Origin of the sequence: Luteimonas endophytica (assembly GCF_029887875.1) — a bacterium.
In the GTDB taxonomy this organism is placed as follows: domain Bacteria; phylum Pseudomonadota; class Gammaproteobacteria; order Xanthomonadales; family Xanthomonadaceae; genus Luteimonas; species Luteimonas endophytica.
In genome coordinates, this window is sequence record NZ_JARXRM010000041.1 from 1 (window position 1) to 10,450 (window position 10,450).

At 59.9% G+C, this 10,450-nt stretch carries 10 protein-coding genes and 1 pseudogene; 1 reads left to right on the forward strand and 10 read right to left on the reverse strand.

The window, feature by feature from the left end:
- The 5 genes from QFW77_RS13245 to QFW77_RS13265 form a co-directional block, all read right to left on the reverse strand.
- Nucleotides 1-1,079: DUF6708 domain-containing protein (locus tag QFW77_RS13245; RefSeq protein WP_280575243.1), on the reverse strand; the 1,079-nt coding region annotated here is incomplete at its 3' end.
- Nucleotides 1,076-1,474 carry a hypothetical protein gene (locus QFW77_RS13250; RefSeq protein WP_280575244.1) on the reverse strand — a complete coding sequence of 133 codons (399 nt, stop codon included), beginning with the start codon at nt 1,472-1,474 and terminating at the stop codon, nt 1,076-1,078. The genes QFW77_RS13245 and QFW77_RS13250, both read right to left, overlap by 4 nt.
- A complete protein-coding gene (locus tag QFW77_RS13255) occupies nt 1,475-2,380 on the reverse strand; it encodes a hypothetical protein (protein ID WP_280575245.1) in 906 nt (301 codons plus the stop codon).
- Nucleotides 2,305-2,805 (reverse strand): hypothetical protein, encoded by a 501-nt coding sequence (locus QFW77_RS13260; protein WP_280575246.1) that lies wholly within the window; start codon nt 2,803-2,805, stop codon nt 2,305-2,307. The genes QFW77_RS13255 and QFW77_RS13260 overlap by 76 nt, the downstream gene beginning before the upstream one ends.
- A 144-nt stretch (nt 2,806-2,949) precedes the next feature.
- On the reverse strand, nt 2,950-3,999 hold the full coding sequence (locus QFW77_RS13265) for a DUF6708 domain-containing protein (protein ID WP_280575247.1): 1,050 nt from the start codon (nt 3,997-3,999) through the stop codon (nt 2,950-2,952).
- A gap of 199 nt (nt 4,000-4,198) precedes the next feature.
- Between QFW77_RS13265 and QFW77_RS19160 the strand changes: the two genes are divergently transcribed.
- Nucleotides 4,199-4,414 (forward strand): transposase, encoded by a 216-nt coding sequence (locus QFW77_RS19160; protein ID WP_425603330.1) that lies wholly within the window; start codon nt 4,199-4,201, stop codon nt 4,412-4,414.
- Nucleotides 4,415-4,919: 505 nt separating this feature from the next.
- On the opposite strand, the gene QFW77_RS13270 is transcribed toward QFW77_RS19160, so the two are convergent.
- The 5 genes and pseudogenes from QFW77_RS13270 to QFW77_RS13285 form a co-directional block, all read right to left on the reverse strand.
- Nucleotides 4,920-5,849 (reverse strand): DUF6708 domain-containing protein, encoded by a 930-nt coding sequence (locus tag QFW77_RS13270; protein WP_280575248.1) that lies wholly within the window; start codon nt 5,847-5,849, stop codon nt 4,920-4,922.
- Nucleotides 5,850-8,399 carry a T6SS effector BTH_I2691 family protein gene (locus QFW77_RS13275; RefSeq protein WP_425603331.1) on the reverse strand — a complete coding sequence of 850 codons (2,550 nt, stop codon included), beginning with the start codon at nt 8,397-8,399 and terminating at the stop codon, nt 5,850-5,852.
- Between the two features lie 41 nt (nt 8,400-8,440).
- Nucleotides 8,441-9,172: pseudogene (locus tag QFW77_RS19165) on the reverse strand (T6SS effector BTH_I2691 family protein); the annotation flags it as partial.
- 1 nt (nt 9,173) lies between these two features.
- A complete protein-coding gene (locus tag QFW77_RS13280) occupies nt 9,174-9,614 on the reverse strand; it encodes a P-loop NTPase family protein (protein WP_280575250.1) in 441 nt (146 codons plus the stop codon).
- Nucleotides 9,615-9,918: 304 nt separating this feature from the next.
- Nucleotides 9,919-10,450 (reverse strand): IS3 family transposase (locus QFW77_RS13285; RefSeq protein ID WP_280575008.1); only part of this gene is annotated, 532 nt, incomplete at its 5' end.

The window sequence follows — 10,450 nt, forward strand, 5'->3', positions numbered from 1 at the left end:
GCCCCCACTGTCATGATCAGGAACATGCTGCCGTAGATCAGCGTGGAGAACGCCGCGGCTGCCAGCCACCGTCGCCGCAGATGCGGCAGCCGGCCGGTCCAGGCCTGCTGCTCCTCCGCCGTGGGCGCCCGCGTCCGATAGGGGTTCTCGCCCTCCCACTGCATCGCTTCACGCAGCTCGGGCGGGTACTCCGGCCGGGGGGCGGTGCGCTGCACCCACAGCGCACAGCGTTCGGTCCAGTAGCTCACTCCGCCCCAGAACCAGGTGTAGATCTTGTTGAATACGCCTGGCTTCAGCCGATGATGTTCATCGACCATATCCTGCAGCAGCAAACGATCCATGCGGGCATGGTCGGCACGCGCGTCCTGCAGCGGCGGCATCGGGTCGATCGGCGGCAGCGCGTCGGGGGTACCGTCCATATAGGTGCGAATGAACTCCCACACCTGCTCCGGGCGCTCGGCCGGGAACAACGGCGGCGCAGGATTGACCTGATCGGCGATCCGCCGGGTGCCCGGGACCAGCTTCGCCAGTCCCAGCACGAAGAACGTCGCCGACCCGGCCGTGGTGACGATGGCCGAGCGGAAGACCGCCGGATGCAATTCGTCGTAGTCGAGCACCATCCATCCGCGCTTGCGGTCAACCCAAACATAGAACTTGCGCAAGGTTCGGCTCAGGATAACGGGTGGGGCTAGGGGCATACGCGCGGAGCGGTAGGCCCAAATCACACAAGCTAATGGAAATCCCACTAGTACAAAGAACACGAGGAACGTAGAAATCAAATACTCGTTGAGATCTATGTCAACACTACCTCTGACGAAAATTGACCCCAACATAAGCACGAAAACAATTGCAAACCACAATCCATAGAACACCCCCATCCCGCGGTTTGACACGCTGGTATGCGGCACGAACTCGAGGTAGGCGGGATTGATGCCATGCACCGCGCCATGCGCGTGGGGCGATTGCTCCGCTGGATCGCCGCCTCGAGGCAGCAGCAAGCCCCAGCCGCCTCCCTGCTCGGGGAGTTCCTTCATCCCGAGCAAAAGGTCACGCGCCGCCTTGTTGGCAGTTCGGGTCATCGACGCGCCACCGGGAAGCGCAATATCGTTTCCAGCGCTGGCAGCTGGAGCCGGTCGGGCTGATACACCAGCTCCATGCCGAAGTCGTCCACGTGCACAAACTGCTTGCCGTCGCCCAGCAGGCGCCCGAGGAAATTGCGGATGCCGACGCCAAAGCCGCCGCTTCCCAAACGCCCGGTGATGTACGCCGCGCCGCTTTGGTCCACCTGAATGGTCGGGCGGCCACTGCCGCCGGTCAAATTGATCCGCTCGCGGAAGCGCTTCTCTTTCAAGGCTCCGTCCTCACACCGGAAGCTCGACACCTCCACCCGCCGTTCGCCGACGTAACCATAGAACGTGACGACCAGGGATGTTCCTTCGGCATAACGTGGCAGCGCGATGGTGTAGGTGGACACTTAGGCTCCCGCGCGAGCGCTGCGCATGCTGTCGAACATGGCCTGCGCTACCAGGGTGATGCGCTGCAGCTGGTAGAGCTCGTCGTTTACATCGACGAACGGCATCACCGTCGCGCCCACGCGATCGACGAACGGATTTTTCTCCAGATGATTCCCGCTGATGCGCGCGCGCTTGCCGAACACGCCGTTGTCCAGCCAGTACTCGAGGGGCGAGAGTTCATCGTCGTCGGTACCGAAGGCCTGGATGGCGCAGTAGACCGCCAAACCAAGAAAGGCGATGGCCAGCAGTACCCAACCGACCGGGCCCATTGTGATACCTAGCACCGTAGCAGAAGCTGCGCCTCCGGCTGCTGCTGAAACACCGGTTGCGGCAAGGCCGAAACCTGCGAGACTCCCCGCTATTGCTGCTACTCCTGAACCAAGTGACCAATAGGCAGAATCGAAGTCATCTCGCCCTCGCTTTTCTGTGAACTGATAGATGGAATACGCCCCGTCCACTATCCCTGCCCACATCCCCAAATGCGCAGCTGCCTTCATCAGCACGAGGCGTCCGGCGGTGGCCTGTGCACTGCGCAACGCCTGTGCCGCCACCACCAGCTCCATCCCGGCACCGGTGGCCGCCAGCACCGAACTGACAAGCTTGACGCCGTCGCCCACGTCCCCCTTGCCCTGGTTGAACTTCGACAGCGCCCCGTAGAACCCATGCGCCTGGTAGAGCAGCGCCACGGACCCGAGCATCATATCCGCGCGCAACGACATGCGGTTCAGGTGATTCCGCAATACGGGGTTGTCGGGCACGACGCGGGAAGGAACCGTGGTGTCGATCTCGCTCAACCCGAAGGCGCGCAGCGCGGCAGCATCGAAAGTGACTCCCGATTCCACCTTGCCGACAACCCAAAACACCACCGAAGCGGTTTCTGCCTGGCTACCCGGGCCGCGTAGAGCACGGCACCGTTGACCGCCTGCGACAGACTCCAACCACCCTTGAAATGTCCCCTGGTGCTCATGTACTCCGTGCCGCTGAGCATGGGCCCAACGCTGACCGCCGCCCGCGCGTCGACGCGCACAAGACCGGTCATGACCTCCATGATCCATTCGCTGATGCGCGCCCAGGTGCCCGTCACCACATGGGCCGCGGGAAGCAGGTCGTCGCGTGTCAGCCAGGCGATAGTGATATTGCGCAAGAGGCGGTGATACCGCGCCGGATTGGTTTCCAGCAACTGAGCCATGGTGTTGGAAGCGGTCTCGATCAAGGCGCTGGTCGCGATATTGGCCGCACGATTGGCACGCACCTCCCGGCGAAGGTTGTTGATGGCTTCGATTGCACCCATCCGCCCATCGTCGCCGAAGTTTGGTGCCGATTGAGGCGTGGTGGAGTCCCCCAGCTCGTCTAGTGGCATCGATTGGCCGGAGTACCGTCCCGGAACATTCGTTGTCGCTGCGACCGCACTAACGCGCGCGCTTGGCTGCCCGTCTCACTGCCACAGATCAGACACGATCCAACCGATCACGCCCACAAAAAACCCGACGCCTACCACCGTGCAGATCAGCGGGTACCACAACTCCCACCAGCCCAGCGGGGCGTTGTCACGCCAGGTGAGGACGAACGGATCGTCCGCCTCTACCGGGCTGGCACGTTCCACCTCCTCGGGCCACCTTGGTACCTTGCTGGTCCACATCGCGAACATGCGGCCGACGGCATTCAGACCCAAAAAAGGCGAGAACAACAGCTGAAAACAGGGCCAGTGCGCACCCAGCATGAAAGACCGGGCAATGCTCCAGCGCCAGCCCTCCTTCCGCCCGTCTACCGGCACGAGGTACCCACCCTCCTTGAGATGGCGATAGGTGCGTTCCACGCCATCTTTTGCTTCCATGTAAGGTTGCAGGAAGGCCCAGAACTTATCTATCGATTGGGCATTGCCCAATAGCGAGGGATACCCCAACGAGAACGACTCGCGCACCGTCACTCCGTCGGCATCGAGCACGTGCGCGCGCAGATCGTAGGTGTCGCCGGACAGCGGGCTTTTCGCCTCGCCTCGGGTGATGAACAACTCCTTCCACGGCACCATTAGTACCGTGCCGTTCTGACGAAACACGTGAACCTGCCCGGTCGTGCGGTTCAGACGCATGGGGTAGTGGGTCCAGCGGCCGCATTCAGTGCGGATGAGCCACCAGCCAGCCCAAATCAAGCCAAGGGTAATCGGCAAGAAGAACACCATCATGAACCACAGCGCTCCTCGCTGAACCGTTGCCGGTGCAAAAAAGAAGGACCAAACAATGATAAAGGACAACAGCACGCCTAAACCCAAGACGCCCGCTCCAACCCAGCTATTAAACCCCTTGACGGAATACCAGCGGTCGACGAGTTCGATATAGTTGCTATTTAGGTTGATAACCGATAGGAAATCCATCGGCGACGCGTTTCCTGACTTCTTGAAACTGTAACGACCTGCTCGCTCTCCATCAGTCAATGATCTATCGACGGGAAATCGGATATTGCGATAATCAAGCCCCGCGTAATCCATTTCCCTCAGCCTCCCAGGTCGTTCAGGGCCAGCTCCAGCTCGCGCATTTCTAAATCAGAATCGCGATAAAGCTTGCCGGTCTCGAAACTACCGAAGTGACACCTCTCCAGCCAATCCTGCACCTTGTTGTCATTAAAGGGCTCTACCCCGATTCTGCGGACACATCCACTAAGGCCCATACTGGGTCAAAGGAGTGTCCATGTCCAAGCGCAAGCGCTACAGCCCTGAGTACAAGCACGAGCTCGTCGAACTGGTTCGGCGATCGAAGTCGAGTTGTCGGAAGGTCGCCCCGGAGGTTGGGGTCCCCCCGGCCCTGCCGACCCACTGGGTCCGGGAGGCCCATGTGGGGGGGAAGCAAGGCCTTTCCCGGAGGTGGAACTACTCGCGACGAGGAGCTCGACCGCATCAAGCGTGAGCTGACCCGGGTAACCAGGGAGCGTGATTCTTAAAAGATGCGGCGGCGTACTTCGCGAAGCAGTCACTGAACGGTTCGCGGTGATTGAGTACTTCCGCAGCGACTACCAAGTGCCGATGATGTGTCGTTGCCTCGAAGTTTCGACCAGCGGCATCTACGCCTGGGCGGGGCGCAAGCCACGACCGCGAGCGCAGGCCAATGCACGATTGCTGGTACGCATCCGGGAGATCCCACCGCGCCCACTACCGGACCTGAGACGAGGCACGGGTCGATCTGTACGACTACCTGGAAACGTTCCACAACCCACGAATGCGTCGTAGAGTTGCCCGGCGTGACCGGGAGTTCCAAGCCCTACTCAAACGGTCCGTGGAAACGGGGTAGAACCCCATACCGATTATCTACGCCCTCGCGACCCCTTGCGGAGCACGCAATCAGTGAGTCGCCACTTGGATGCACATCCTGCTCCAGCGCAGCGCAGTCAATTCTCTAGCCTAACGCCGGCACGCTAGACTTCACGTGACTCGACCTCAACCCCTGAGGGCCAACTCGGTCCTGGGGCACATCGCATTGCAACGTAGTGTCCCATCCCCCAAGGTATGAACAACCAAAACATAAGCGCCGTCAATGGCAGATTGAATGCCCAATCGCCTACAGTCATACGGCGGCGCACCGCCCGCCCGTCCTCCGTGGGGTCCAAGAACCGCATATATTCGAACAAACTCCGCCGAAACGAAACCTGATCCGACCGTGACTGGTGGTTCGCTAGGCCCTTCGCTCCCTCCTCCATATAATGCCGGCAAAACGCCCAAGTGCTTCGCAGTTCCTCCGCGGTGGGCCAGTTTCCCTTCAGATCGAAACGATCCATCGCTTCATTAGTGCCAGGCTTACAGCTTACTAGCGACAGCGCGAAACGTTGTACGTAGGCCTTGCCTCCGAAGCCTGAGCGCCTGTGAATCTCCGCACGCAATGTATCCCAGTCGAACTCCTTTACCCCAACAGGCCATTTTGAAAAGAGATTCATACCGTAGGCGTGCTCATAGACGTAGACCTTTCGACGCGCCCGGCTAAAACGGACGGGTCGATCACGCGAAACGCACAAATCTGTTCTGAGCAGTAGCAACACCGCATAGACCAGGATGAATAAACCTAGCGAGACGATAATGAGCGGGGCAACCAAATCTCGTTCTAGAGGAAAGAAAATCCTACCCAGGAAGACCGCAGAAAAGACGACCAACGCGACGCCAAACAGGCCAAACGCAACACCCAAGCCTCGCATCAATGTCGAAGCTCTTGACACGTCAAGGCAGACGTCGTCCATTGCAATGACGTCACCATCCAGCATCGCGGGCGCACGATCCGCGAGGGCATCCCGGTCGGGTAAATCCTCATGCCAATGTGGATGCTGCGGCACGCATCTCGATTTACCTCTATTCATTCAATCCTCGTCTTCGAGCTCGATTCTTGCTAGCGCTGACTGATCTGAGTAGTCCGCCCAATAATCCATCTCCAGTCGCGCCTCCTGGAATCGACTCCGTAAAACTTCTACAGACTTGCTGATAACCAGTGTTGTGCCGTCGTAGTACTGCCGACCTTCGAATTCCCTTGTCCACTTCTGTGGATCGTCTCGCTTCATCCAGTCGGAGAGCCCGCGCCTGGGCGCAGCCGAAACGTATTGGGCTGGGGCCGGAACTCGGTGTCGGCCACCCATCATCGCAATCTCGCCGCGCTGTCTATGACGAGCGTGCAGCCGCCATTCGTAACCTGCCCTGGTCGCATCAAAACCGGAAATGCGGATCTCAACATCGATCCGCTCGTAACCGCTGACCCGCTCAGAAATACCTAGCCAGTCATCACTGAAACTCAGTGTTGCCGAAAGACCAACGACGATGGCATTTAGCGCCGCGAGTTCCTCAGCAACTTGGCCGTCCGTCCACTGACCCTCGGCGCGCCTCCCCCTGCCAAAATAGCAACGATCCAACCAGATCTCGGCCTGCGTGTCCTCGGCGTTAAGCGCCACCCACGTGGCGATGACACCAAGAGCTATGAGTGCAAGAGCAATTCCAAGCGGTCCGAGAAGCGCAGCGCTGCCAGCCATAACAGCGTAGCCAGAAAGCGCACCGCCAACTCCAAAAAGAATCGTGGCTCCGAGATGCCAACCCGCCGCGTCTGCATCACCGTGTTTCCAGGTCCGCACTGTGGCGAACCCAGATTGCACCGCGTCCACCAGCGACGCTGCAGCTGCAATACCCCCACCCGCCCGAATAAACTTCTCGCCAACTTGCCGACCTAGAGCATTCATAGAAAATCCGAGCACTTCTGCCGAAGCACCGACTATGCCCACGGCCGGCGAGATCAGTGACAATTGCGACTCCGCTCCACTGGCGCCTAGAGTTTCGTCGGCGCTACGCAACGAGTCACGAAGCGCCCAGCCCTGGAAGAACAAAGAACCTGCGGCCAGGATAACGTTGCCGCTGCCGACCACGCGGATGCTTTTGCTTGACAGACTGCGGCCGAGAAATACTAGTTGCTTCGAACTCATTCTGATTCCCGCGCGAAGGTCCCGTATCCGCTCGGCCGCCTCTGCGCTCAGCAGCGTGGCGCCGAGCCTGACGGACCTCATCTCACCTGAAAGGCTACCCACGAGCACGCTGCCGGCACGAGCCGCATTATCCGTGATCTCAGAAAGCTGCCCCGACAGCCGGCCTGTAGTGTTCCGTAGATCCTCGAGGATTTTGTTGATCTGCTGTTGAATATCCTCAGCCTTGTCGAAAGACCAGATCAATACTTCGATGACAGTATCGCGTATGCGCGGATCGTCGATGTTCAAAAGGCCCGCGCGTACCAGGGAACGGACTTTTCGACCAGCTTCGTCAAGAAATTCCTGTACCTCTTCGGCGACCTCCCCTGCCTGATCAAACGCCAGAGCGGAGAGCATGCGCTGATACTCGCCGAAGCTAAGCTGGACGCGAAGCAGCGTCATCTCTATGCCTTCATAGAGCAAAATTACGCCCTGTTGGGCACGCAGTGCCACTTCGCGCGAAACAGCAGCCAATTGCACACCAGCAACATCCAGCGTGGTGGTCACTCGTGCCAGCGCGCCAGTCAGTGCGACCTGATGGGCGGCGACCGCTGCTTTCAACCTCGGCGTAACATACGCGTTGAAATCATCTGAATCGAGAAGAGCACGAACCGTGTCGTAGAGCTTGTCGCCCTTGTTGAGATTGTCGTCCGCGGGAACGAGGTGCTCGACGAGCGTCTGCTGATTGAAGAATAAAGCTCGATACACCGGATTTCTCAGCATGTCTGGCCTATCTTCCAGCCATTTCTTCCAAACTGCCACGCTCTTTTCACCAGCTGCACCGCCTGCCAAGCAGGCTGCGTAGTCCTCGACGAGCCTTGCGCATTCGCTGTAGACATTCCCGTCGTAATCGTCGAGCCACGCTTCCCAAGATGGCTCCTGCGCCCAGGACGCCCAATCCTGGTCGCACTTCTCGACCTGATCGATAAAAGCCTGCATCACCGTTTCGTAAGTGGACTGGAATCTGGCGCGAGCCTCTTCGTCATATTTTTGAGCAAGGTCGTTCCAGACGCGACGGCTGTCCGAGGCGGCCCGTTCCTCACGAGTCGTGGTGAAAGTCTGGTAGATTCGGGGCCCGAAGCCGGGATCACCTACCTGAATCGTCTCGCTCAGCACGTCCGGGACTCCGCGCGCCTGCTCATCAGCAGTTCTGGCTGCCAAGGTGCTGTGCTCGATGATCTTCTTCAGGCCCACGATAGACTGCGACACGGTCAAAGGGCGTGCGACGCGCGTAGCGTAATTTTGCATTGATTCGAGACTGTGCAGACGGGTCGCCTCGATTTCCTGGACCATCCCCATAGCATCGTGCAACACCACCGCTGCCACCGTGCGTGCTTGCCCCTTCGACTCGCGATAATGTTGAGCATAAGCTTGCAATCCAGCGGCCTGCCCCACACGTGGGCGCATTTCGTGCACGCTCTCCCAGAAGAAGCGGTTGCTGGGTAAATCTCCGATCGCGCTGCTTGTGTATGCCTGGCGATCGGAAGACGACTCCCCTCTCCAACGAATTCTTCTACCCAACCTTCGAGACGTTCTCTAGCATCATCAGCGACTTCAAACGCGTCGCTTTCCCCGTCCGGCTCGCTACCGAGCTTAGCGACGTCGAAACGCTGCATTCGCTTGGCCGGGTCCGCCTCGTATGCCGCCCGCACCGCAGGGCTCCAGCGCACCGTACTGAAAGCCAGCCAGATGATGGGCGTTCTGGCTGGGTCGCCGACGTGAATAAAGCTCGCGGGGATGTTGTCACCCGACCGTTTGCACTGGGCCGACATTTCCTTGTCGGCTTTTTCGTCGATATCATCGATGTCGGCGAGCAGTCGCAGGTTTCCCTCGGGAGTCACCGCATAGGCCTGCCATTGCCCCGGGCGATTCATGTATACGTAGAGGTACCCTGCCCTTAGCGTGCGGACCGTGTATCGGTGGCGTTGCATCTCAGGTACCGCACCGAGTGCACTTTCGCGACCGCCGAAAAGCGCCTGCGGTGAAGTTTGGCCGCGCCTCGCATCGAGATAGCTCGGGATGGCAGCGTACCGCAACGGCAGGATCGGAATGCCCTGTCGTCCGCAGAACGCGCACTCGTCCGCGCTTCCCGTGGCAACGGCTCTGGCCCCACGTGCATTGGCTCGAATCCTGCTCACTGTTCCAACGCTCTGGCGGGCTACCGGTTGAGTAACTGCCATGTCATACGCTCCCTAGTTGATCTTGATGCCATGCACATTTTGAGTTGGGCGTTGACAGTTCCTCAAGGACGTCGTCCGGCAACGAGGTAAAACTGTCTACCAGCGTAGACTTTCCCGATAGCGCGCCTGTGATACAGGCTCGGGTGGCTGGGTGCATGCGCCACGTCTCGGGCAGAGTCACTTGATTAACTGCGTAGAAGATCACGTCTTCTCTGTCGGTTAATCCTTCTTGATATGCCGCCTGGAGCGCCAGATCGATCTCAATCTCGCAATCAACGGGGATCAACGACTCGGCCTTGACCATCGCTAAAAGGACTTCTCGCGCCTGTTTGACCCTAAACTGTGCTTGAAAAAAATCGGGATCCAAAGAGGCTGTCAAGGCCGAAGCGTCGTAAGGCCCGGACCTGAACTCTCTGAGTCGGCCGCACGCGTCGATCGTCAACCAAGAGCTGATCTTCCTTAGCCACCGAGCCATCCATTGTGATGGCGCCATGTGGGACGCGAGCATCAATCGATGTGGCTCGAACAGCGGCACGACTCGTCTGCTCCGGGTGGAGGGATCCCCCAGAACAATGCCGCGCCTGATCTGCTCCGCAATCTCGGCCGCGGGCGCCTCCACAACGAGCCAACCGCATGCGTACGAACGTGACGGCCAGTGACGTTCTTTCGGAATACCGCGGCAACGCGATGGTGGTGTAGGTGGACACCTCAGCTCCCGTGTAATGACCCAGCGCTTCCTGCACAGGTCAGGCCGCTAAGACATACGCCTGGGCGGGTGTCTTCATGCCCAGCGCCTGGTGCGGGCGCCGGAAGTTGTAGAACTGGATCCAGTCGCCGATCACCCGCATGGCGTGCTGCTGGGTCTCGAAGCGGTGGCGGTGGGCGCACTGCTCCTTCAACGTGCGGATGACGCGCTCGACCATGCCGTTCTGCTGCGGGCAGTGCGGCGTGATGAACTCCTGCTTTAGGCCGTAGCTCCGCACCAGGCGCGTGTAGTGGCGGCTGGTGAACACCAGGCCATTGTCCGAGCGCAGCAGGAACGGCGCAGGCACACGGCCAAGCGTGCCGTAGCGGGTGATCAGGGCCTGCTCGAGGGCCGCGGCTGCGGTGGTGGCCCGGCCACTGCGCGAGAGCTGCCAGCCGAGCAACTGGCGGGTGTGGCAATCGATGACCAGGGCCAAGCTCAGCCAGCCGTCGCGCCCGCCCCAGACCCGGCACAGATCCGTGGCCCAGCGCTGGTCGGGTGCCGTGGCCACCGACGGAAGGGCTTGGATCCTG

Bases quoted from the DNA above. Each gene is read 5' to 3' on its own strand.
- QFW77_RS13260 (WP_280575246.1), bottom strand. From the start codon at position 2,805: ATGGGTGCAATCGAAGCCATCAACAACCTTCGCCGGGAGGTGCGTGCC.
- QFW77_RS13265 (WP_280575247.1), bottom strand. From the start codon at position 3,999: ATGGATTACGCGGGGCTTGATTATCGCAATATCCGATTTCCCGTCGAT.
- QFW77_RS19160 (WP_425603330.1), top strand. From the start codon at position 4,199: ATGTCCAAGCGCAAGCGCTACAGCCCTGAGTACAAGCACGAGCTCGTC.
- QFW77_RS13270 (WP_280575248.1), bottom strand. From the start codon at position 5,849: ATGAATAGAGGTAAATCGAGATGCGTGCCGCAGCATCCACATTGGCAT.
- QFW77_RS13275 (WP_425603331.1), bottom strand. From the start codon at position 8,399: ATGCGCCCACGTGTGGGGCAGGCCGCTGGATTGCAAGCTTATGCTCAA.